General features: G+C 35.8%; 21 protein-coding genes. 6 read left to right on the forward strand and 15 right to left on the reverse strand.

Annotated elements, in window-relative coordinates; genetic code table 11:
• Positions 1-143 precede the first annotated feature (143 nt).
• The 3 genes from recJ (at position 144) to ACM6F9_RS11640 (ending at position 2,989) form a co-directional block, all read left to right on the forward strand.
• Positions 144-1,856: a single-stranded-DNA-specific exonuclease RecJ gene (recJ, locus tag ACM6F9_RS11630; protein WP_414845890.1), complete on the forward strand. Its 1,713-nt coding sequence runs from the start codon at positions 144-146 to the stop codon at positions 1,854-1,856.
• A 126-nt stretch (positions 1,857-1,982) separates the two neighbouring features.
• Positions 1,983-2,567: a nicotinate (nicotinamide) nucleotide adenylyltransferase gene (nadD, locus tag ACM6F9_RS11635; protein ID WP_414845891.1), complete on the forward strand. Its 585-nt coding sequence runs from the start codon at positions 1,983-1,985 to the stop codon at positions 2,565-2,567.
• An 83-nt stretch (positions 2,568-2,650) separates the two neighbouring features.
• Positions 2,651-2,989, forward strand: a complete 339-nt coding sequence (locus ACM6F9_RS11640; protein WP_414845892.1) for a DUF3817 domain-containing protein — start codon at positions 2,651-2,653, stop codon at positions 2,987-2,989.
• A 50-nt stretch (positions 2,990-3,039) separates the two neighbouring features.
• On the opposite strand, the gene ACM6F9_RS11645 is transcribed toward ACM6F9_RS11640, so the two are convergent.
• Positions 3,040-4,821, reverse strand: coding sequence for a carboxypeptidase-like regulatory domain-containing protein (locus tag ACM6F9_RS11645; RefSeq protein WP_414845893.1), 1,782 nt, complete (start codon positions 4,819-4,821; stop codon positions 3,040-3,042).
• A 323-nt stretch (positions 4,822-5,144) separates the two neighbouring features.
• Here ACM6F9_RS11645 and ACM6F9_RS11650 point away from each other — a divergent pair, with 323 nt between their 5' ends.
• The 3 genes from ACM6F9_RS11650 (at position 5,145) to ACM6F9_RS11660 (ending at position 10,644) form a co-directional block, all read left to right on the forward strand.
• Positions 5,145-7,406: a TonB-dependent receptor domain-containing protein gene (locus ACM6F9_RS11650; RefSeq protein ID WP_414845894.1), complete on the forward strand. Its 2,262-nt coding sequence runs from the start codon at positions 5,145-5,147 to the stop codon at positions 7,404-7,406.
• A 46-nt stretch (positions 7,407-7,452) separates the two neighbouring features.
• Positions 7,453-9,705 carry a TonB-dependent receptor domain-containing protein gene (locus tag ACM6F9_RS11655; RefSeq protein WP_414845895.1) on the forward strand — a complete coding sequence of 751 codons (2,253 nt, stop codon included), beginning with the start codon at positions 7,453-7,455 and terminating at the stop codon, positions 9,703-9,705.
• Between the two features lie 78 nt (positions 9,706-9,783).
• Positions 9,784-10,644, forward strand: coding sequence for an alpha/beta hydrolase fold domain-containing protein (locus tag ACM6F9_RS11660; RefSeq protein ID WP_414845896.1), 861 nt, complete (start codon positions 9,784-9,786; stop codon positions 10,642-10,644).
• 48 nt (positions 10,645-10,692) lie between these two features.
• On the opposite strand, the gene ACM6F9_RS11665 is transcribed toward ACM6F9_RS11660, so the two are convergent.
• The 14 genes from ACM6F9_RS11665 to ACM6F9_RS11730 form a co-directional block, all read right to left on the reverse strand.
• Positions 10,693-12,447, reverse strand: a complete 1,755-nt coding sequence (locus tag ACM6F9_RS11665) for a discoidin domain-containing protein (protein ID WP_414845897.1) — start codon at positions 12,445-12,447, stop codon at positions 10,693-10,695.
• Positions 12,448-12,474: 27 nt separating this feature from the next.
• Positions 12,475-13,500, reverse strand: a complete 1,026-nt coding sequence (locus ACM6F9_RS11670; RefSeq protein ID WP_414845898.1) for a hypothetical protein — start codon at positions 13,498-13,500, stop codon at positions 12,475-12,477.
• A 4-nt stretch (positions 13,501-13,504) separates the two neighbouring features.
• Positions 13,505-15,034 (reverse strand): NAD(P)-binding protein, encoded by a 1,530-nt coding sequence (locus ACM6F9_RS11675; protein WP_414845899.1) that lies wholly within the window; start codon positions 15,032-15,034, stop codon positions 13,505-13,507.
• A 37-nt stretch (positions 15,035-15,071) separates the two neighbouring features.
• Positions 15,072-16,586, reverse strand: coding sequence for a polyamine aminopropyltransferase (locus tag ACM6F9_RS11680; RefSeq protein WP_414845900.1), 1,515 nt, complete (start codon positions 16,584-16,586; stop codon positions 15,072-15,074).
• Positions 16,579-16,794, reverse strand: coding sequence for a DUF350 domain-containing protein (locus ACM6F9_RS11685; RefSeq protein WP_045491052.1), 216 nt, complete (start codon positions 16,792-16,794; stop codon positions 16,579-16,581). Before ACM6F9_RS11685 ends, ACM6F9_RS11680 begins: the two co-directional genes overlap by 8 nt.
• A 13-nt stretch (positions 16,795-16,807) precedes the next feature.
• A complete protein-coding gene (locus tag ACM6F9_RS11690) occupies positions 16,808-17,002 on the reverse strand; it encodes a hypothetical protein (RefSeq protein ID WP_414845901.1) in 195 nt (64 codons plus the stop codon).
• Positions 16,999-18,456, reverse strand: a complete 1,458-nt coding sequence (locus tag ACM6F9_RS11695) for a DUF4178 domain-containing protein (RefSeq protein WP_414845902.1) — start codon at positions 18,454-18,456, stop codon at positions 16,999-17,001. Before ACM6F9_RS11695 ends, ACM6F9_RS11690 begins: the two co-directional genes overlap by 4 nt.
• 3 nt (positions 18,457-18,459) lie before the next feature.
• Entirely contained in the window at positions 18,460-18,819 is a 360-nt protein-coding gene (locus tag ACM6F9_RS11700) for an S-adenosylmethionine decarboxylase family protein (RefSeq protein WP_223598563.1), read from the reverse strand.
• A 21-nt stretch (positions 18,820-18,840) separates the two neighbouring features.
• Positions 18,841-19,764 (reverse strand): citrulline utilization hydrolase CtlX, encoded by a 924-nt coding sequence (ctlX, locus tag ACM6F9_RS11705; protein WP_414845903.1) that lies wholly within the window; start codon positions 19,762-19,764, stop codon positions 18,841-18,843.
• A 55-nt stretch (positions 19,765-19,819) separates the two neighbouring features.
• Positions 19,820-20,227 (reverse strand): four helix bundle protein, encoded by a 408-nt coding sequence (locus ACM6F9_RS11710; RefSeq protein ID WP_414845904.1) that lies wholly within the window; start codon positions 20,225-20,227, stop codon positions 19,820-19,822.
• 106 nt (positions 20,228-20,333) lie between these two features.
• Positions 20,334-21,248, reverse strand: coding sequence for a dimethylarginine dimethylaminohydrolase family protein (locus ACM6F9_RS11715; RefSeq protein ID WP_414845905.1), 915 nt, complete (start codon positions 21,246-21,248; stop codon positions 20,334-20,336).
• Positions 21,249-21,813: 565 nt separating this feature from the next.
• Positions 21,814-23,100: a citrate synthase gene (locus ACM6F9_RS11720; protein ID WP_414845906.1), complete on the reverse strand. Its 1,287-nt coding sequence runs from the start codon at positions 23,098-23,100 to the stop codon at positions 21,814-21,816.
• 84 nt (positions 23,101-23,184) lie between these two features.
• Complete coding sequence (eno, locus tag ACM6F9_RS11725; RefSeq protein WP_105702132.1) at positions 23,185-24,477, reverse strand: phosphopyruvate hydratase; 1,293 nt, start codon at positions 24,475-24,477, stop codon at positions 23,185-23,187.
• A gap of 219 nt (positions 24,478-24,696) precedes the next feature.
• Positions 24,697-25,026, reverse strand: coding sequence for a hypothetical protein (locus ACM6F9_RS11730; RefSeq protein WP_414845907.1), 330 nt, complete (start codon positions 25,024-25,026; stop codon positions 24,697-24,699).
• Positions 25,027-25,066 lie beyond the last annotated feature (40 nt).

A 25,066-nucleotide genomic window follows, 5' to 3' on the forward strand; every position in this document is an offset into this window, starting at 1 on the left:
ACTGAAGGAAATAGAAAGAGAGATATTACGATCATTTTTAACAATAAGAATAAGTTTTATAATGACTGCCCCTACTCTTTTCCAAAATCTAATTTGCTGATTTTTAAAGCCACTTTTAGAACTTTTTTCCTTATTTTTGTGAAATGAGTCAAAAATGGATTTACAAGCCTGAACCCGATGAGGAAGTTGTGGACAGACTAAGTTCGTCACTTGGTTTTGGTACTTTTGAATCTAAACTTCTCGTTCTGAGAGGAATTGACAATTACCAAAAGGCCAGAGAATTTTTTAAACCCAACCTTAACGATATCCACAATCCATTTTTAATGGCAGATATGCAAAAAGCTGTAGAGCGTATTGCAACCGCAATTGAAAATGGTGAAAAAATATTGGTATATGGTGATTATGATGTGGATGGAACCACAGCGGTTGCTTTAATGTATCTTTATCTCAGTAAGATTGTTGAGAAAAAATATTTAGAATACTATATTCCAGACAGAAATTCTGAAGGATATGGTATTTCTACAGAAGGAATTGATTTTGCCAAAGAAAATGGTTTTTCATTAATCATTGCTCTGGACTGCGGAATTAAGGCACTCGACATGATCAGCTATGCCAGTAATCTGGACATCGATTTTATTATCTGTGATCATCACCTTCCGGGTGAAGAAATCCCCAATGCTGCTGCAGTACTTGATCCTAAAAGAAATGACTGCCGATATCCGTTCAAAGAACTTTCAGGATGTGGTGTTGGTTTTAAACTTTGCCAGGGACTTAATACAATTTATAAATTACCAGAAGCAGAATTATTTGAACTGACGGATCTTCTGGCTATCTCCATTGCGGCAGATATTGTTTCTATGACTGGAGAAAACAGGGTTTTGGCTAAAATGGGATTGAAAACACTCAGAAAAACCAGAAATCTTGGGTTAAGACTCTTGATCCCTGAGGATAAGCTTTCTCATTTTGAAATTTCCAATATTGTTTTTGAAATAGCTCCTAAAATTAATGCAGCCGGAAGAATATCTCATGGTAAAGCAGCTGTAGAACTTATGGTTTCTGACAATCTGAAACACGCCAATCAGATTGTAAATGACATCATGGATCTCAACGATGAAAGACGTGAGCTCGATATGAATTCCACACTTTCTGCATTAAATCAAATTATAGAATCTCAGCAGGAAACCAAGCACACTACCATTGTTTACCATCCTGAATGGAACAAAGGAGTTATTGGTATTGTTGCTTCAAGACTTATTGAAACCTACTATAAGCCAACACTTGTATTTACCGATGGCAATAATGGAGAAATGGTAGCTTCAGCAAGATCTGTTTCTGATTTTGACGTACATGAAGCTCTTGATCTGTGTTCTGAATATTTTCTTAAATTCGGGGGACATCACGCTGCAGCCGGACTTTCGATGGAGAAAGATAAGTTTGCTGCTTTCAAGGAAAAATTTGAAAGAATTGTTTCTGAGAAAATTAAAGAACATCAGAAGGAACCTTCCATTACCATTGATACAGAAATTGAGGTGGATGAAATCAACAGAGAGTTTATCAATTTCCACAGAAAGTTGGCTCCATTTGGGCCTCATAATATGAAACCTATTTTTACCCTGACAGATCAAAAGCTTTCAGGCTATGTAAAAACTATGGGGAAAGACAATAATCACCTTAAGTTTTATATCAAACAGGAATCTACAGGGCGAAATATTGAATGTGTCGGATTCAAACTGGGACAGTTTGTTGAAGATTTTAAAAATAAGAATTTTGATCTTGCTTTCACACTGGAGGAAAATCACTGGAAAGGCAATGTAACCCATTATCTGAATATTAAGGATGTAAAATTTAGGGAGTAAAAAGGTTGTAGTATTTAGGTTGCAGGTAATAAAAGCCTGCACAAATATAAATTCTGATTAAAATATTGATATTTCAAACTACTATAACCTGCTACCCGGTACCTACTACCTATTATCTAACAAAAAATGAAAAAAATCGGTTTATTTTTCGGATCATTCAATCCTATTCATATCGGACATCTTATTCTGGCTAATTATATCCTGGAAAATTCTGATATGGAAGAACTTTGGTTTGTTGTAAGCCCACAGAACCCTTTTAAAGATAAAAAGTCTTTACTGAAAGATCATAACAGGCTTGATATGGTACAGCTTGCAGTAAAGAATTATCCGAATATGAGAGCTTCCAACGTGGAATTTTCTCTTCCTATGCCTAGCTACACTATTGATACTCTTACTTATCTTCATGAAAAATATCCTGAATATTCTTTCAGTCTGATTATGGGAGAAGATAATCTCAAGAGCCTTCATAAGTGGAAAAATTCTGATATTCTGATCAAAAATCATCATATTATTGTGTATCCAAGAGTATTTGAAGGAGAGAAAAAAGATTCTGAATATCTGCAACACGACAATATTTCTTTGATAAAAGCACCGGTCATAGAGCTTTCTGCTACTGAAATCCGAAATATGATCAAAGATGGTAAAAATGTAAGACCAATGCTTCCTCCTGAAGTTTTTGAATATTTGGATGGTAGCAGTTTTTATAAGTAATTTTGCAATCAGAAATGAGAGGCTAAAAACTAAAAGCCAGAGAAAGACTCTTACCTTTTAACTCTCACCTCATACCTCAAGAAATGGAATTCATCGAAAAAATATTCTCAAAATATTCTCAGGAAAAAATCATCAAATGGTTCAAACAGATTTGTCTCGCAGAAGCTATTTCGTGTCTTTTATTATATTGTGTTGCGATGATCTGGATTCGATATGATGAAAATTTATATTCTATTATCTTCATCAGCGTTATTGGCAGTTTACACGGATTATTTTTTACACTTTACCTTTTACTCTGCCTTCCTGCAAGAAAAATTTATAACTGGGATGATGAAGATTTTGTTTTCGCATTATTATCCGCATTTTTCCCTTTTGCAACAATTTGGGTGGATAAAAAACTTGCCCGATTCGATAGAGAATAAATAATACAATAAAAAAAGGACCTTTTCGGTCCTTTTTATTTTTACAGTGATTAAAGATCTCGTTTTACGTGTCCTGTTGCCGTGAAGGTATGATTTCCTGAACTATTGGTGTAAGTTCCATTGACTGTGAAATCAATATAATCTCCTACAGCTCCAAAAGAAGTTACATTTACAACGAGGTTGCCATTATTTGAAGTAATAGCACCTCCTGAAAATTCAAACCCATAATTTGAAGTAAAGCTTGCAGCAACTCCCAACATATTATTCTGAGTCATAGAAAAAAATGGCCCAGCGGCATTCATTGAATTTATTCTCAATTGTTTAGGTGACATATTAGGTGATGTAGGTGTAAGACCTGTCCATTGTGCATTAATTAGTCCTAACACATAAACAACAGGTTGATTATCAATCTTATAATTTATAAATTCACTTAAAGAATTACAAGCCATGATGTTTCCTAAATTTACATTATTAGATGTTGCTGTGAAAGTAATTTCATTGGTTGTCTGAAAATTAGCACTGTCAAATCCTTCATAAGTAAATTGTGGATTTGCATTGCATGAATAGGTATTAAATGTAAAGCCTCCGGTACTATTTACCGGTACTGACAAATATTGAAAGTAGTTTGTACTTATTACAGGCTTCAGGATTACATAACCATCAGTAACATCAGTATTCGAACAGGTTTTCAAATTCCCCTGAATGGTATAACTGGTAGTTGTAGTGGGATTTACAGTAATATCCGGGATCGTTGTTATAATCCCAGCTGGAAATGGCCCAACATTCGAGGTATAAATTACATTATTACAAACATCATACACTTTTAAGCTAAGGGCTTCACCTGCAGGAACAATTCCAGACACCATCCCTGCATTATCTGTCATCCCGTAAGTTTCATAGGATTGAGAACTTCTCTTTAATGTCACTTTAATATTAGGCAAAACCTGTCCTGCAGCATTTTTTACAGTTACTTTCATTGTTGCCTGTGCAAACTGTGCATCACAATTCCACCAGGAAAAATGGCTTACTGTTCCTACGTAGATATTTCCAATCTTTGTTGCAGAACCTTCTTCTTTCCACATTCCAGTGTCTTCGTTATAAGACCATAATGGAATTGTGCTGGGTGAATTGGAAATTTGTGAAGCATCTACCGGAACTGTAATTTCCGCAGTATGGCCGTTTGCAATCTGAAGATTTTGTCCGGCACTACCTGTTAACTGTACATGCAGCATCCCAAAAGTTTCCATCACTCTGGCATTTCCCCCGGAATTGGTTGCCAAAAAAGATCCTGGCATGAGTTCGTTCAGGTATTGATTTGACGGAGCTAAATGAAAGACAGCTACATTCACATTTCCCGAATAAGCATTCCCGTTTGCATCTTTGAAACTTCCGTCAAATTTCACTTTAGTTCCATTGGGCAGTGAAACTGTAGATGTAGAGCCTGAGGTAATTGTAGAAGTAGTTGCGACAGGAATCATCATAATATTCACCTGATTTATTCCGTTGGTAGGAGCTAAAACCCTTGAGGCATTTACGTAACCGGCCTTTGTCACTTTTATGTGGGCAAAGTTTTCTTTTACTGAAGCATTTTTAAATGTAAATAATCCTTTAAGATTGGTTGTTGCCGTACTGGCTCCAATGGTAACGGTTGCTCCTGAAACCGGCTGTCCGTTTGTGTCGAGAACTACACCCTGGAAATTCTTTTGCGCAGTACTTCCAAAATTATAATTAGATGTAGGGTCTGATGTGTTGTCTTCTATTTCTAAGAAAGATTCATCTTTACATGAAAATATCAACATTAACAACAAAAATAATAAGTAAAATTTCCTCATATGGTATTAATTTTTAGTTTTTACTAAATTAATAATAAAAAACAACCACATCTCTCTTTTACTAATTTTCTTTATTCTTTTTTATAAAATCTTCATGAATTTCATTTTGTGATGTAACATTTTTCATCTGTCGTTTGTCTTATCATACAGAAAGATGAAGTACACAAAATTTTTTAAGTAATTTTTATATACTGATAATCAATAACTTAAATTTAATTTAAAATATTTTTAAGTACTTTGTATTGCATGATACTAAATTTATTACATATCTTTGCAATATAAAATAACAAACCATACAAGCTATTAATTAAAAAAGAATAATCATGAAGACTCAAATTCTTATTGCAGCACTATTTTTCGGTGGACTTGTAACTGCCCAGCAGAAAAAAGACAGTATGAAAGTAAATGCTATTGATGCAGTGAATATCAAGAAGCAGGTTTTCAAAAAACAAGGTGACAGATTAGTTTACGATGTAGCTTCTTCATCTATTGCTAAGGGAACCAACACCTTCAATCTTTTGAAACAAACTCCGATGATTTCAAGTATAGACGGAAAAACGCTGAAGATTTTGGGGAAAAATGATGCCATAATCTACATCAACAATAAGAAAACCAATATGGATTCTGAAGCATTGATTGAAATGCTGAAATCTACTCCATCAGAAGATATACAGAAAATAGAAGTCATTACTGTTCCGGGAAGTGAATTTCAGGTAGAATCCAAAGAAGGGGTTATCAATATTGTCATGAAAAAAAGTAAAAATAACGGCTACAACGGAACGCTGAAAATGCAGAATGAGCAAGGTTATTACAACAATCCCAATGCAGGAGCTTCTTTTAATTTCAGACAAGGAAAATGGTCCGGTAATTCTAATTTCAGAACAGGAAGCTGGACAGACAGACAAAGATATACACTGTCTAACGGAGACCCTACCTTCAGAAATGAGTCTTATGGATATAATGATGATCCCAATAAAAACTACGGTGGAGGGTTCAATATAGATTATGAAATCAATAAAAAACACAGTCTGGGATTCTCTTACAACATGAGATATAATAAAAGTTTCAATTCTGTATTAGATATCACCAACTGGCAAGATGGAGTTTTAAATAATAGAACTGTCAATAATGAGGATGCACAAACCAGAAATCATTCTTTCAATTTAAATTATGAAATGAAAACCGATTCTCTGGGAAGTAAACTGACATCGAATGTATCTTATTTATGGTTCAACAGGAATAAAGTAAGTTTTAATGAAAGCTTTCCTCTAAACAGTAATCCTGATAACAACTATTCTGCATTACATCAGTCTGTACCCCAAATTATCAACAACTATGCAGCCAATATCGATTATCTGAAAAAGACTGCTAAAGGATCAACATGGTTAATGGGTGTAAGCTATAATCACACCAATACAGATAATGATACCAAGCAGGATAAACTGAAAAACGGAGAGTTTATAATAGATCCTAACCAGACAAATCATTTCATTTATAAAGAAAATATTCTTGGAATTTATTTGAATTATGAAAGAAAACTGACTGAAAAATTATCTGGGAAAATAGGTGCACGTTATGAAATGACAAGAAGTACGGGAGATATTGTAGACAAAACAGGATTTGAAAGAAACTACAATAACCTTTTACCTTATCTGAATTTAAATTATGCCATCAATTCAGACCATAATTTGAGTTACACTTTTTCTAGCAGAATCAGAAGACCAAGATTCTGGGAACTGAACCCTTCCAGAACTTACTTCACTCCTACCAATTATACACAGAACAATCCTTTTATACTGGCTGCTAAATTTTATAATCAGGAGCTGAACTATATGTATAAAAATGCATATTACGCGAATCTTAGCTTTAATATGGTAGAAGATGCTGCCGCTTCTGATCTGCTTCCATTACAAGGAACGGTAACACGTCCTAAAAGAGATGCAAATGGCAATATTATCAATGATGGTAGTGGCAATGCAATCACGGAAAAAGTAAGATTTCTAAGATATATCAGAACTAATTATGGAAAAAACAGGGAGCTTGCCTTAACTCTTGGTATGAACAAGTCATGGTTTAAAGATATCTGGACAACCAATTATTCTGTGAACTTAGGATATGTAACATTTACAGGCGGTGTATGGGAAGATCCTACTTCCATGCCGGTTCCCGGAGAAACTGAAGAAGTAGAACCTTATATCATTGATGTGAAAAACTACAATATGTCTGTTACCATCAATAATGTAATCCGACTTTCATCTAAAAAAGACTGGTTCTTAGGAGTGAATTACTTCTTTGGAAGCCAGACTGCCATGGAGGGAGGAATGATTGGAGCGAGACAAAGTTTTGATTTCAATGTGAAGAAAATCATCGGCGACTGGACGATTGTAGCTGAAGTCAGCGATCTATTTAATCAAAGTTTTTATAGAATTAAAGGAGTACAGCCCAACGGAACCTATAATAATATCACCAACTTTAATTATCCAAGGCTGATGAGCATCGGGGTTACTTATAATTTTGGAAACCAGAAACTGAAAAAAGCAAGGGAAATGAAATCAGCCAATGATGCTGTAAAATCAAGAACCTAATCTTTAAAAACTTATATCACTAAATCCACTCTTAAATAAAAACAACATGAAACGTATAATTTTGTCAATGGCCATCGTATTCAGTACCTGCGCATTTGCTCAGGAAAAAAAAGCTGACACGGCAAAAACAAAAAATATAGAAGGGGTTACCATTACCAAGCAGGTTTTTAAAAAGCAAAGCGATCGTTTTGTATATGATGTAGCAGCTTCTCCTGTAGCAAAAGGAAATACCACTTTTGATCTGCTAAAGCAGACTCCATTATTATCTTCTACGGATGATAAAACATTGAAAATTGCCGGAAAAAACAATGCTTTAATCTATATCAACGGAAGAAAAACCAATATGGATTCTGAATCTCTGGCTCAGTTCCTAAAAAATACTCCGGCAGAAAACATTCAGAAAATTGAAGTGATTACTGTTCCCGGAAGTGAGTTTCAGGTAGAATCATCCGACGGAATCATCAACATCGTTCTTAAGAAAAAAATGAGTGACGGTCTCAGCGGAAACATGAGGATGTCTAATACCACCAATAAATACAACGGTAGCCAAGCCAGCTTCTCTGCCAATTACAGAAAAGGTAAGCTGGGAGTGAGCGCCAATCTTAGCGGTGGAGAAAATATTGAAGCACAAACCTACACTTTAAGAAATGGTACTGCTAAAACTTCTAATCAATCCACAGGAAATATTGACGATCCGAACAAAAATATAGGTGGTTATTTGAATATTGATTACCAGCTGAATGAAAAAAGCAATCTTGCTTTATCCTGGAACACATGGGCGAATAAAAGTTATAATTCAACAGTTAATCTTTTCAATACCATCAAGACGGAAGACGATATAAAATATACATGGTCTAAAAACAAAGAAGATGCAAGATCTTATAACAATTCTCTAAACTTAAATTATGAATTAAAAACTGATTCTCTTGGCAGTAAGCTTAATGTAAATGCAGCCTATCTTAATTACAAAAGATTCCAGTTTACAGACAACAGAACGTATATGTCTGATGCAAATATGGGAACTGGAAATATGACAACACAGGTATTCCAGGATCTACCTCAGATCATTAATAACTTCTCCGGAATGGTAGATTATATTCAGAAATTTAAAAATGACCTGACAATCTCTGTAGGAGGAAATTACAACAAAACCAAAACAGACAACGATTCTAAAAACATAACGTATTCTTTTGATCCCGCAAAAGATCCGGACCCAAGACCCAACCATTTTATCTATGATGAAAATATTTACGGAGCTTACCTTACTGTAGAAAAGAAATTCTCGGATAAAATCTCCGGAAAAATAGGAGCGAGATATGAAATTACAAACAGTTTGGGAACTTCTGATAATGCTCCTACAGATGAACTTAAAAGGATTGAAAGAAATTACAATAATCTGCTTCCTTATCTGAGCTTTAATTACGCCATCAATGATAAAAATAATATCTCATACTCCTTTTCAAGCAGGATGAGAAGACCGAGCTTCTGGGAAATTAATCCAGTAAGAAATATCCTGACGGATGATAATTATACACAGAACAACCCGTTTGTAAAAGCTTCATCTACCTATAATCAGGAGCTTACGTATATGTTTAAAAATTCATATTTCCTGATTTTAAACCATTCTTACATTAAAGATGCTATCACTCAGGTTCCGCTGCAGGGATATCCTGTATCTCCTGACGGTACGGTGGGGACTAATCCTGTATTGAGATACATCAGAACCAATTTTGGAGATAAGCAGGAAATGTCTGCCATGGTAGGTATTCAGAAGTCATTTTTTAAACAATACTGGACCACCAATTTCAACATCGGAGTTCAGCATAATATCAACAACGGAAGTCTTGATACTGATCCTACTACAGGAGACCGATTCAGAAACCAGGATGGTAAAGATATCGCTTACACTAACAAAACGAATTCTACCAGTCTTTTGATTCAGACCAACAACACCATTCGTCTTGATAAAAAGAAAACATGGTTCTTTGGAGTTAATTATTTCTTCGTAGACAAACAGCAGATAGAGCTTGGATTACTGAAAAGTTTAATGAGCTTAGATCTCAGCCTTAAGAAAATGTGGAACGACTGGACTTTTGCCGTGAATGTAAACGATGTATTGAATACCAACATTGTCAAAATTGAAGATTTTCAGGAGAATGGAAATTACAATTACATCCACCAAAATCGCTACAACAGAAGCTTTACGGTAAGTCTTACTTACAATTTCGGAAACCAGAAAGTGAAAAAGGTAAGAGACATCGAAGGCGCATCAGATGCTATTAAAAGCAGAACAAGATAAAGATTATCTTTCTTCATATTCAATTATTCTTACGGTATCCGCTGATTCTTTTCAGCGGATTTTTTATATTTAATCGCTATGGAAAAAAAGGTACTTATTATTTTCGCTTATTTCAGTCTTGTCTTTCTTTGGACAGCCTGCACAGAAAAGAAAATAAAGCTGGGAAAGGATATCGGCTTTGATAAAGAGGAAAATATTCATTATGGAAAAAGTTCTGACCAAATAATGGATCTCTATATTCCCAATATAAAAACTACTAAAGAAAAAGATATTTTCATCATTATGCATGGTGGAGGCTGGCGCAGTGGAAATAAATCACAACTCACCTTTTTCACACTTTCCATGATGCAGAAATTTCCTGATCATATTTTCGTCAACATGAATTACAGACTGGTATCAGAGACCCACTATGGACTGCCTGATCAGATGAATGATATTAAGGAGGTTTCCGCTTTTTTAGAAAAGAAACTTAAATATAATCCTAAATTCATACTGTTGGGAAACAGTGCCGGAGGACATTTATCTATGCTGTATGCCTATAAATTCGATACAGATAAAAAAATAAAGGCTGTTATTAATATTGTTGGTCCCGCCGACCTTTCGGATCCGGGTTTCAAAAACTATCAGGAATATTCTTTTGTGGAAAGAAGGCTTGTAGATCCTCGTGTACCGGAATCGGGAATTTCCAGAATAGATTTTGCCAGCCCTGTTAAATGGATAACTGAAAAATCCCCTCCTACTTTATCTTATTATGGAAATTCGGATCGTGTTATTCCTTCTACACAAGGAAAAATCTTAGATTCTGTTTTAAAGAAAAACCATGTACTTCATGAGTATTATCAATTCAATGGAGGGCATCTGGATTGGGATAAACATCCCCATGATGAACTTCTTATTGATAAAATAGCAGCTTTTCTTAAGAAAACAGACAAAAAATAACACGTTCTGATTTTTCAAAACGTGTTATTCATTTATTTTTAATTAAACTTATTCAGATTTTGCAACGGCTGTTCTTTCCGAAACGCCATTCGCATTGAAAGCTTCAATCTGGAAATAGTATGCATCTGTTCTGTCTGCTCCTGTAAAGAAATATTCATTTTTTCCGTAGACCATAATGCTTCCATACAATTTATCAGGAGTCTTACCAAAATAGATTACATAGCCGTCTGCATCAGGGTTCTGCTGCCATTTCATCCAGATGCTTCTTCTTTCACCGTATTTTTTTGGATCAGCTCTTAAAGGTACAAAGCCTTCTACTTTTTCAGGCTGTTTCCCAGCTCCTTTTCCGAACACTCTGAAACCGCTTAATGCAAATTTACCCGTTGGCATTTTCAGGTTTTCCATTTTCAGGAAACGGGCTTTTGCAGGCTGTTCAAGCTCAACATAATCATGAGGAACGTCTTTTGTATTTTTGCTTTTATCCACAATCACATTCCACTTCTTCCCATCATTGGAACCATAGATTTTATACTGATGCATTTTGCCTAAAGTTTTCCCCATAAACTCTACATCCTGATCTGCATAATTGATCTGAATAGCATTGATGGTAGAAACTTCACCAAGATCAGTCTGGAACCACTCCCCTGAATTTCCGGTTTTAGCACTCCAATACGTTTTGATATCTTCATCTACCGCATTATTGGGCTGATATCCTCCTAAAGTAGATGAAACCTGAACCGGTTTATTATAATTTAGCAGCATCCATCCGGCAAAAAGACCTTTTGAAAAATCTTTTCCCTGTGCATACTGTGGAAGATAAGTTGGATAATCTCCATAAGCCGTATTACAGTACATTACATCATCTTTATCAAAGCCAGCAGGCCAGATTCCCAGTCTTCTTTCAAAATTATTTTTAGTAGAAATAAAGATGGTGGAAATGTGCCACCAGTTTTTATAATTATCTTCAAACGTTGCTCCGTGACCTGCTCCTCTGGCAAAACCTCCCGGCTTGTAAGAGAATGGATTATGCTGTTGGTATTCGAAGCCCTCCAAAGGACTTTTGCTTACGTATACTCCATCAGAATATCCACTGAATTCTGTTGCCGGAGCACCATACTGCATATAGTATTTTCCGTTGTGTTTTGTCATCCACGCTCCTTCCACAAAAGGCTGAAGAAAAACATTGTCATTGTATTCTCCGAAACGTTCCCATCCGTGGTCTTCGGGTTTTAATTTAATAATAGGCTTTACGAAACCTTCAGACTGAAGGTTTTTCACTTTCACTTCTGTTCCAAGTAACGGCCACTCGTTACTTGAACCCCAGTACAGATACAGTTTATTTTTATCTTCATCATAATGGAATGCCGGATCCCACGCTCCTACTTTTAAAGTATCTACTGCAATTTTCCAGTCATCTTTAGTAGGATTTGTACTTTTCCAGATCGGAAAATCCTGTTCCCAGGTAGAACCATAAACGTACAAAGTGTCTTTCATAGCCCATACCGCCGGAGCATTAAGATCGTGGGTATATTTATTATCTCTTAAAAATTTGCGTTTGACAAATTTCCAGTCCAGCATATCATCACTGTACCAGTATCCTTCCTGATTGGTGGAGAAAAGAAACAGTTTATTCTTAAAATTAACAATCACCGGATCTGCCGTAGCACGGTGTTTCCCTTGTTTCGAAAAAACTTCGAAAGGGGTATAACCATAATCAATATTAATGGGATTACAGAAAGTTTTCTGCTGAGCCCCTACAATCATTCCAAGAAAAATTGCTAATGACAGAAAGTATTGTCTCATTATTAGATTTTAAAGATTACCGCAAAGTTAACTAACTTTTTTTGGTTTTCTCCAAATAAAGCCATCAAGCAGATAATGAGTAAGCTGCGGAACAACCAGCAACGGAACGAGGAACTGAAATAATTTCTCTGAGAGAGTTACATTAAGGGAAAAATGTTCGTTCCACACTAAAGTTTCCCATAAAAATTCTTCCAAAAAGGCGAAACCTAAAATAACGCCTACAAATAAAAATATTCCTGAAAAAGATTTAAAAACCTGCATTCTGTTCAGCTGGCCACTTTCCTTTTGTTGGATTTCCCGGATATAGATCAATGCGATATAAGGAATTCCGTGAGAAACTACATTCAGAAAAGTAAACAAAAGGTCATTATTGAAGTAGACAATCCCAAAATACCAGGAAAGAAAAGTTCCGGTGATTAATGCAGTTTTCGGGATATTAATACTTTTTGTTTTTACTCCTTCAAAAATAGTTTTAATGATCCAAATGATCAGAATTGTAAAATAGATCACAGTAATCAAAGGGACATAATCCGGAAGGTTTTGAAGCCATTCAAATTCATTATTCACAAACCAGGTAAAGGCCCGAGGGGTCTTAAACCAATACAACATCGGAAAAATGGTAGCAGAATAAACAGCAACCTCATCTATTTTTTTGCTCCAGTTATTGGGTTCAAAACGGGCATAGATCCTCATAAAACCATATTGCTGACGTATAAAATGAAAAACAGCTATCAATGCCAGTACCGACCAGAATGTCAGACTCCCGAATTGGAATAGGATAATTCCCAATATCCAACTCACAGCAGGAATTCCGAGATAGAGCAGTTTGTTTTTCTGTATTTCACCCTTTACAAAATACGTTTTGAACAGCGTAGAATATACATGGGCTACATCCACAAAAACAATCAGAAAAAGCCATGTGTAAAAGGAATAATGGTTTTCCAGCCCTTGAATTTGTTTCTGAAAAAGAAAAATAATCAACAATACAACAAAAGGTGGTGATAAAATAAACCACCAGTCTGTTTTTGCATTATGTATCCAGGGTTGTTTCATTGTATTATTTTATCATTTGTTCTGCAGTCCGTATTCCCTGATAAAAGGCTTCTTCAAAAATAGATATTCCTGAAAGATCGGAATGAGCAAAGAAAATTTTCCCATCTACAGGTTCTTTCGCTATTCTGGTTTCTTCGCCAAAAATCTGGTTAGGAATGGGAGCAATCATAGCGTGTCCTATTTTGTGAAACTGCATTTCGAGAATAAAATCTTCTATCAGAGGATGTGCTTTCTTCAAATCATTTAAAACTAAATCTTTCAGTTCAGCATCTTTCATAGCATAAAGTTGTTTCCTTGCTTTCTTACAATCTGCTGTTGAAAAACTTTTATAGTGGGTAATTACTTTTTCGCCTATAATTTGGTTAAGATTCTGATGTTGATCAAAGATATATCCCAATCCGGAAGAACCATAGATCACATTATCCCAGGCTAGTTCTTCATCTCCTCCAAATTCATTCTTCAAAGTAATGGTTGTTAAAAGCCAAGGTACATAATGAAATGATGATGCTCTTTTTTGGTTAAAAATCCTTTCATTCACAAACTGTGGTGATGCAAACAGGACTTTATCTGCAATAATCTTTTTCGTTTTCTTTTGAGCATTATCAAAGCTTAGCACTTCAACTTTATCATTAATTTTCACATCAAAAACGAGATTTTCGGGCATGTGTTTTCCTTCTGTGTATTTTGAAAAATGTTTGGCAAGCCTTGCATTTCCTTCCGGCCAAGTGAAAACCTGGTCTTTATATTGGGTGCTCCAGTTGTTTTTTCTTCCGGCAAAATAATGAATTCCTGCCCATGATGAAACATAGTCTATTCCCAATCCGAAATCATCTCTGCAGGAGTAATCCAACAGCCAGAGAAGCTCTTCGGAGTGATAGCTATGTTCTTTGAGCCAGTCTTTGAATATAATTTTTTCAAGCTTTACAACCTCATCTTCCCGGCTTGAATCGTGTACCGGAATAGCAAACCAATATTTCCCCTGTCTATCTTTCTTTATGCGAAACTCATCCATCAACTTAAAAAAGCGGTTAAGCTCTTGCTGTGTTTCTGCTGAAATACCTCTTTGAGGCACAATATCATTCTGCCAGAAATTTTTATAAAACAATCTTTCCTGCTGTGGAAAAGTCATTTGGTATTCGTCAAGAACAGGTTCCCCGTTTTCTTCTGTTCCGAGACAGATTTTGCACTCTTTCAGGAAGTCTATAATTTCAACATTTTCTTTATTGGGTAAGGGTAAATAGTGTGCGCCTAAAGGAAATTTTGAAAATGAATTTTGTCCGTTGGAAGAATTTCCTCCAAGATGGTTTTCCATTTCAAGGAGAATATAATCCTGCTCATTATTTTGGTTAAAAAATCTGCAGGCCGAAAGTCCGGAAATTCCACCGCCAACGATAAGATATTTTGTGTGGATAACTTCTGAAAACTGTGGAAAATCTTTTGCCCATAGTTTATGACCGAGAACATGGTTTGTCCCGGTAATTTTAAGCAGCAAAGCTTTTACTTTCTTTCCGCAATACTGCAAAAAGGGAAGCATAAGGCTACCTAAAAATATAGTTTTAAGAAAATCCTTTCTACTGTACTTTCCCCCACTCTTCATCGAAATAACGGACTAATATCTGGTTATCCAGACGGTTAACTTCTACATCTTTCACTTTCATATCTTTATTAAAATATGCCATTTGTGAAAAGTTGTAATCATAGTATTTTAAGCCGGGAAGCTTTCTGTAGACTCTATTGTTGATGGGTTCAAATGAAGCCATGGAAAATCCCCATTCTCCAAAAGACGGAACATAGGTATGATATGCTGCTGTGAAAGGAAAAATCTGATTGATTGTTTTTTCTATACACCAGAAAGATTTCGGAGCAAAATACGGAGAGGTGGTCTGAACTACAATTTTGGTATCGAGCGTTGTTAATTTCTCCAGTTCTTTATAAAACTGCAGAGAATATAATTTTCCTAAGCTGTAATTAGACGGATCCGGAAAATCGATGATAATAACGTCAAACTTCTTTTTGCTGTCTTTTACCCAAATGTAAGCGTCTTTATTGATGATTTCTATTTTCGGATTGGAAAAAGAATTTTGGTTCAGCCTGCGCATAGTTTCGTTGGTTTTGAAAAACTGGGTCATTTCACCATCTAAATCTACGAGTGTTACTTTTTTAACATCTTTGTATTTCAGTACTTCTCTGGCTGCAAAACCATCACCACCTCCCAAAATCAGGACATTATCAATATTTTTTGCCATAGACATCGCGGGATGTACTAAGGCTTCATGATAACGGTATTCATCGGTGGAGGAAAACTGTAAGTTGTTATTTAAATATAAACGGAATTCGTGGGTATTTCTCGTTAAAACAATTCTTTGATAGGGTGAGCTTTTGGTATACACTACATTTTCACCGTACAGTTTCTCTTCAGAATAAGACAGAATCGTATCTGAGAAAAAGAAAAGTCCCAGCAAGAATGCAAATGCTGCAATAGATTTTACTTTTAAGGACAAGGGTTTCGATAATTCCTTGGTGAGATAATAGCATAGAAATATCGCAATAGAGATATTAATCAATCCAAAAAACAAAGGCGTCTTTACAATTCCCAGCTTTGGAATCAAAACCAGCGGAAAGAGAATCGACGCTAATAAAGCTCCGATATAATCGAAAGCAAAGACGTTTGAAACTAAATCTTTAAACTGTACTCTGTCTTTCAGAATATTCATCAAAAGCGGTATTTCTACTCCGACGAGACAACCTGTGAAAAATACAAAAAGGTATAGAACACTTTCAAAGTGTGCCAAGGTATTAAACAGAATAAACAGCACCACAGAGCTGATTCCGCCTACAATTCCTACAAGGATTTCGATCTCAATGAATTTATCAATAAGATTTCCTTTGATGAATTTTGCAAGATAGGAACCTACTCCCATTGAAAAGAGGTATACCCCGATAATGAAAGAAAACTGCTTTACAGAGTCTCCTAAAAGATAGCTCGCCAGGGCTCCGGCCACCAGCTCATAAATCAATCCACATGTAGCAATGACGAATACTGAAAACAATAAAAGCAGCTCAAGAGGAATCCTCTTCTTATCCATGGATTGCCGCGCTTATAATCATTGAAATTCCGATGATAAATGCTCCGAAGACAATAGCCAATGCTATATTTTTGTTCTGAGCGATCTCATGCCATGTTTTTTCCGGGGTAAGCTTTTCAATAATGAAATAGCATACAAGCAGAATTGCGATTCCTAAAAATGAGTAAAGAACCGAGTTGAGTATTGGTAAGAAATTGATGTTGTCCATAGTTTTTATATTTTTATTTGTGATAGTATCTGTAGAATCCTACTCTGGAATGGCTTCTTGTGGTTCCGTCACGGTATGTTTCCGTTTTGGCACAATCGCAGACCTGATTTCCCTGATAGGTAAGGTATACAAACCAGGTCATGAAAAATCCTCCGATCAGGCAGATCATCCAGTTTTGTCTTATGTAATGTAAAATATTGTTCATCATGATGTGGAATAAGGGGTGTTTGAGCTATTTTTCCATTTACTCACATTAAAGAAATGTCTTCCTATCAATAAAGCAATAAAGAGTACAATCATCAGGAATAAAATGAATCCAAAATTCCAGAATGAAACGGGAAGCCAGGTTGCCTTGAGCTGTACATAAGTATTGCTTGAAGTTGGATCTGTAGTGAGTTTGGGTGCTTCAGCATTGATCAGAGAATCTATTTTTGAAGTTCCAAATGATGTTTTTACCAGTTTACCCAATTCTGTTGTATCTTTTTCTAAAGTCTTTCCGTCTGTAAAGGTTGTGGTTTGAGCCTTAAATAAATCAGTAATTTCAATAGTTCCTGATTTATCTCGTGAAATCATCACCTTTGAATCCGGAGACTGAAGGTTGGAAAATGTTGGTAAAGCCCCTTCTTTCTCTGCAGAAATAAGAAAGTGATATTGTCCGGAGCTTACTCCGCAAAGGTTGAATTCTTCAGATTGATTTCCTTCCGACCAGCTTTCCCCATCTTCGTAACCATGATACTGTTCGATATCTTTGGAGGTATAGATAATTTCATTGGTTTTTTCATTCACAAGACTCAGCTGGATATTTGCCCAGGAATTATCAACACCTGAAAATGCATTCACCTTTAATGGTGCTGAACCTCCGGAAAGCGCAAAACTTTTGCTCACCATTTCTTTGTCCTGTACATCTGCAAAATTGATGGTCTCTGCAAAAACGGTTTCGTTGGTTCTTGAAGTATAAACATACAACTGGATCAGGCATATCATTAATGCGGCCACACAAAAGATGTTGACTACCTGTCTGATATCAAAATAATAAGGCTGAACGATTCCTACCCCTGTATAATAGGGCATATGAGCTATTCTAAAAGCTCTTTTAACATCGTGCTTTGAAATGTGAACTCCATAAAAATATTCGCTTTTCTTACTGGTCTTCTCCTGAGAGATCATACGGGTTCCATTGACATATTCTTTGTAGGTAGCAATACTGAAATCCAGTCGCTCATCAAAAAATCCGGCTGCAGCGTCAATACTGCATGGAGTGTTTTCGTACCAGCGATAAGTTCGTCCGGCATAGGTTGGTAATTTCGAATTTTTACTTTTAAAATCGTCAGGGTTCATTGAGGTTATAAAAACCCAATGGCCGTCACTTTCACTCAGGAAAGCATCATTTCCTTTACTGTCTTTTAAAGAGTATTCACGCCAGAAAATACTGTTTCCGTATTTCCTGACAACAATTGCTATAACAGTATATTCTACACCGTCAATTTTTCCTTTCTGCCCGACATCCAAAACAACGTTTTCTGTCGGTACCTTCAAATGTTTGGTATTCTTATTTCCGGCTACATCAATAAGATGAGAGCAGGTTTTACAAACATATTCCTCGATAGGAAAAGTAAGATCTAATGTATTTTCTGATTCGCATGCTGGGCAGACATAGTGCATTTTTTATCTGTAAATTTTGTGTTTCTGAATGGTATTAGCTTTAAAATACTGAACCACTTCATCTGCAATCTGCTCTACTTTTGTGGTATTGTCCTGTGTATAATTACAAAGAAAAACATCAAAAGTAAGCTGTTTAAATTCCGGCCACGTGTGGATACAAAGGTGAGACTCTTTCAGGATTACTGCGGATGTAAAACTATCATTTTCAAAAATATGATTGGTGACTCCTACAATTTCTACATCTTTGGTTTTCAGAATTTCTTCTGTAAATGCCAGAAAACCTTTGCTGTCTAATAACAAATCTTCTGACTCTGTTTCCAAAGTCAGAAGAATATGTAAACCTTTACTTGATAATGGGTTCAATTAATTTTTTTGGTAAATATATTATTTTTTTGGAAGAAAAACCTCAGCAAGCATGCATCTTGCACTTCCTCCACCATTTACTTCAATGGTATTCAGGTCTGAATAGATAATTTCGCAGTATTTTTCAATAGCAGCTACCTGTTCTGAAGATAAAGACTGGTAAGCGGTTTGGCTCATTACCAAAAATCTCTCGCCTTCTTTATTTTGAACCTGAAGCATATTTCCTGCAAACTGCTGCATCTGGTCTTCTGAAATTTCGATAATTTCTTTTCCTGAACCTTTAATCGTTTCTATTACTTTCTCTCTTTCCAGCTCATCATCAATACAGTCAAGACAGATTACGACGAACTTATCTGCCACACACATCATTACATTGGTGTGATAGATAGGAAGTCTTTCTGTTCCTACCGTCTGGAATGAATGGAAAACCACCGGAGTGAATCCGTATTTTGAACAGAATTCTCTGAACAGCTTTTCATCCAGTCTCAAAGAAACAGAACCGTAAGCAATTTTATTATCATGATCGAAAATCATGCTTCCCGTTCCTTCCAGGAAATGTCCCTGAGTTTCAGAGAAAGACCAGTCATCTACCTCAGACACTTCAAATCCTTGAGCTTCGATAGTTTCAATAATGTCATCTCTTCTTTCCACTCTTCTATTAGAAGCGAACATAGGATATAAAACTACTTTCCCATCTTTATGGAAGCTTACCCAGTTGTTTGGGAAGATAGAATCCGGAGTATGAGGATCCAGTGTGTCTTTTATAGTGATCACATTGATTCCTTTTCCTCTCAGTTTTCCGACAAAAGTACTGAACTCAGCCAAAGCTTTTGACTGGATGTCAGAACCTGTCTGTTCTACCTGAAAATAATTATTTTTTGCTGTTTCAGCGTTGTAACCGAATGCAATCGGTTCTATCATTAATACTGTATCTGTTGTTTGCATTTTTTATAAGTTTGAGGGTGTTAGTGTATTAGAGTTTGAGAGTCTCAACAGCGTTTTACAAATTATTCTCTTCTTTATTTATTGAAGAAAATGAACACCATTTTTCTGACTGACTCATCATATTAACTAACATCCCTATTATTTGGTTGTATTTGTTGTGCAAATTATTGTATTGCTCTTCATTCATATAATTGCAGGCAAAGGCAAACTGAAGCCATGTTTGGGTTTCTCTTGCTTCTCCCTCCGAATCTGTAAGCTTGGCTATGAAAGATTTTTCATATTTTCTTTTTCCCCAGGCCTCGCTAATATTTGCTGTTACCGATCTTGATGATCTTCTTATCTGATCTGTAAGTGAATAAAGCTCTTCTTTAGGAAAAAATTTTGAGAGTTCATAAATCAACTGTGCTGTTTCAAATGATTGTTGAAAAACTTTTAAGTCCTGATGAAATTTAATTGTCGACATACCCAAATATTTTTTTAAAATTAAAAAAATATTCAAACCCACCGACACTCTAACGCTCAGACTCTAAAACTCCTTCGCTCTCAAACACTAAAACTCTCCTACTCCATTATTCTCTCACAAGCGGCATTGTAGAACATCTCAACAAACCACCCATTTTGGATATTTCTCTGTAAGGAATTTCTTCAACCGTCATTCCCCATTCGTTTCTTAGATGGTTATTCATTCTGGTGAATGCTTTATCTGAAACCACTACATCGGGAGAAATGGAGAAAATATTCGGGAACATTTCAAACATTTCATCATCATTGATGTGGAAACAGTTTTCTTCCCCAAAAATATCGATGATTAAACGGTAATCACTCTCATCTACAAATCCATTTTTATAAATAATACATTTGTCTTCTCCTATCGGATTAAATGTGCAATCCAGATGCAGGATCCCTTCAAAAGGAACTTTATCGTTTTTTTTCAGTTCCAGATCTATGATTCTTTTCTTTGGAAAATATTCTTTTAAGATTTCAATAGCATACTCGTTGGTTCTTGCCGTCTTATAGTTTCTATAGTCTTCACTGAAGCAGGTTCCGATGAAAATAAAGTCATTCCATACAATTACATCTCCTCCTTCAATGTGTGCTGTTTCCGGAAGATTGATGATTTTTCTCCATGCTACTTTCTCAAAAACGCTTTTGTATGCTTCCTGCTCGTCTGCTCTGTCTGCAATCACGTTGGAAATGATCATCTTGTCATCTATCACAAAGGCTACATCTCTCGAAAAAACCTGGTTGTAATCTTTGATGATACTTGGACGCAGTACTTCAACGTCATACTTTTTTAAAACCGCTTCAAAAGCGTTCATTTCATTGATAATATCCTCTTCTTTAGGATAAATATTATGTTCGATTGAGTAATATGACTTTGCGTCATAACTTTCCTCTAGTGTGGGAACGGCTCCCAATGAATTAGGCTGGCCTAGAACTACTGACTTCAGCCTACCCGTTTCGTTTTTAATGTTTAGTCTCATAAAGATTTATGCAATACTACAAATATAAGTAAAGGGCGCTATCTATAAAACTTTTGCATTATTTTATGCATTAAATTTGATTTCTAAAATCAACACTCTCCAACAAAATTTCCTTGTCTCTGCAGCCAACTGCAGTGAATCGTCCCAAAAACATCTACAACTTACTATTTTCCATCTACATAAGAACAAAAAAATAGATAATTATATTATTTAATTTCCTATATTAGTGATATAATTTTCGCGAAATTATAAACCATAAAACTTAACTATTAACACCAAAAATCAAAGTTATGAACAAGAACATTAAAGTGCTAAAACACGCACAAAAACTAGGTAGAGATCAACAAAAATCAGTAATAGGCGGAATCGCCATAAGACCAAGATACTGCTGTGAGTGGGATGCAGATGGAAAATGTATCATCTGGACATGTGGAAATTGTGTATGCCCATAATAAAAAACGAAAACCTGCTTTCTCAAGCAGGTTTTCGTTTTGAAATCTATTTATATAAACAAATAAAGAATCCCAAAGCAAGCTTTGGGATTCTTTTATGGTATAAGCAAATATTATCTGCTTGCGATGTCGATGTAGTTTCTTTCCTGAGCACCTTGGTAAACCTGTCTTGGTCTTCCGATTGGGTCTCCTTTAATTCTCATTTCTTTCCATTGAGAAATCCATCCTGGAAGTCTTCCTAATGCAAACATTACGGTAAACATTTCTGTAGGAATTCCTAACGCTCTGTAGATGATTCCTGAATAGAAGTCTACGTTTGGATAAAGTTTTCTTTCAATGAAGTACTCATCTTCAAGTGCTACTCTTTCTAACTGCATTGCAATATCAAGAGCTTTATCCTGGATTCCTAATGATTTAAGGATATCATCAGCAGCTTTCTTGATAATTTTCGCTCTTGGGTCGAAGTTTTTGTACACTCTGTGTCCGAATCCCATTAGACGGAAGCTATCATTTTTATCTTTTGCTTTAGCAACATATTTAGATACGTCACCACCATCTTTCTCGATAAGTTCAAGCATTTCGATTACAGCCTGGTTAGCACCACCGTGAAGTGGTCCCCAAAGTGCAGATACCCCAGCAGAGATAGAAGCGAAAAGACCTGTGTGAGCAGAACCTACCATTCTTACTGTAGAAGTAGAACAGTTTTGTTCGTGGTCTGCGTGAAGGATTAATAATTTATCTAAAGCATTTACAACTACCGGATCCATCTCGAAATCAACGTTTGGTAATCTGAATGCCATTTTGTAGAAGTTTTCTACGTAGTTTAGGTTGTTATCACCATGGTTTAATGGTAAACCTTGAGTTTTTCTGTACGTCCAAGCACAAAGGTGAGAGAACTTAGCGATCATAAGCTCAGCAGCATGATCCATTTCTTCTTTAGAGTTTACGTTCACTGCTTTCGGGTTGAAAGCGGTTAATGCAGATGTCATAGAAGACAAAACTCCCATAGGGTGAGCAGAACGAGGAAAAACATCAATGATTTTTTTCATTTCGTCTGCGATGAAGTTATATTTTTTAATATTATTGTCGAATGAAGCAAACTGATCCTGAGTAGGTAATTCTCCATGTAATAAAAGATACATTACTTCAGTGAAGTTAGATTTTTCAGCAATCTGCTCGATTGGATAACCTCTGTAAAGTAATTCTCCCTGATCTCCGTCTAAGTAAGTGATGTCGCTAATAGTAGCTCCTGTATTTTTGTAACCTAAATCCAGAGTGATCAAACCTGTCTGGTCTCTTAATTTTGAAATATCAATCCCTCTGTCTCCGATAGTACTATCCACGATTGGATATTCATATGAATTACCTGCGTAATTCAATATTACTTTGTTGTCTGACATTATTTATTTATTTTTTTTAAATATACCACTTTCCATAAAATACGGCAAACAAAAATTATCGCTTGCCGTTATTTATAAATTCAATTATCTTTTTATCTTAAATGCTTCCAGTCCTGGGAAAATTGCAGTTTCACCAAGAGCTTCTTCAATTCTTAATAGCTGGTTGTATTTTGCCATTCTGTCTGATCTTGAAGCTGAACCTGTTTTGATTTGTCCACAGTTCATTGCTACTGCTAAATCAGCAATTGTAGAATCTTCAGTTTCTCCTGATCTGTGAGACATTACTGAAGTGAATTTGTTATTCTGAGCCATTTGTACTGCAGCCATTGTTTCAGAAAGAGAACCAATCTGGTTTACTTTTACAAGGATAGAGTTGGCAATATTTTCTTTTACTCCTCTTGATAGTCTTTCTACATTGGTTACAAATAAATCATCTCCTACCAACTGTACTCTGTCACCAATTTTATCAGTTAACATTTTCCAACCTTCCCAGTCATTTTCCTGCATACCGTCTTCAATAGAAATGATTGGGTATTTTGCAGCCAATTCAGCAAGGTAAGAAACCTGCTCGCTGCTCGAAAACTGAGCTGCATCCGGAGTCTGGAATTTTCTGTAATCGTAAATTCCGTCTTTGTAGAATTCAGAAGCTGCACAGTCAAGTGCTAACATAATATCGTCACCAGGCTTATATCCTGCTTTTTCGATCGCCTGAAGTAATGTATCCAAAGCATCTTCAGTTCCTTTGAAAGTTGGAGCAAAACCACCTTCATCACCTACTGCAGTGGATAAACCTCTTGAATGAAGAATAGATTTAAGGTTGTGGAAAATTTCAGTTCCTTTTCTCAATGCATGAGAGAAAGAATCTGCTTTTACCGGCATAACCATGAATTCCTGAAATGCAATAGGAGCATCTGAGTGAGATCCCCCATTGATTACATTCATCATTGGAACAGGAAGTGTGTTGGCGTTCACACCACCTACATATTTGTATAGAGGCATTCCCAATTCTGCAGCTGCAGCTCTCGCTACTGCCAAAGAAACACCAAGAATAGCGTTAGCCCCAAGATTTCCTTTATTAGCTGTTCCGTCTAGATCGATCATAATCTGATCAATATAATTTTGTTCGAAAACCGGCTGTCCTACTAAATTCTCTGCAATTACTTCTTTTACATTTTCAACAGCTTTCAGAACTCCTTTCCCTTGGTATTCTGAACCACCGTCACGTAATTCTACTGCTTCGTGTTCTCCTGTAGATGCTCCTGAAGGTACAGCTGCACGGCCCATTGCTCCGCTTTCTGTAAATACATCTACTTCGATGGTAGGGTTACCTCTGGAATCTAAAATCTGTCTTGCTTCTATGTAAGAAATTGCACTCATTTTTTATTTTTTTAGTTTAGACAAATTTAATCAAAATTTAACTTTTAGGGGTATTTCGAGGGATTTTTTTGAGATAAATCCAAGTTAAATTTTAGTTAATTTATATTATGATAATTCCACAATTTCCGGGTGGCAGATCAGGGATTTAAAATAAGAAAATCATAAATAAAAAACCCACCTTAAAAAGTGAGTTTCTATATAATTATATGAAGCTATTTATTATTTTCTGGGTGTAGGAGACAGAAGGCCGGCTAAAGCACCTATAGCTCCTGATGAAATGGTTGCAAAAATTGTTACCAGTTGATTGTCTTTCGAGGAGCCATCATTCCAGTAAGCAATGAGAATAAGTCCTGCTATAATACCAATCACTGCCAGCCCAAGCATAAGGACAATAATCCTGTAGATCCAATAGTCTGTATCTTTCGGATTTCTTATTTCTACGTTTTTAATGGCTTCTATAGGGTTTGTTTTGAACTTCTCCTGAAGATCACTGTTGTTTTTTAAAGCAGCTTCTAAATCTCCAATACTGTCGTTAATAAGAGTTTTCATGGCTTTTAATTTTATATATCAAATTTCCCTCTAAAAAACA

Origin of the sequence: Chryseobacterium sp. IT-36CA2 (genome assembly GCF_949767875.1) — a bacterium.
GTDB lineage: Bacteria > Bacteroidota > Bacteroidia > Flavobacteriales > Weeksellaceae > Chryseobacterium.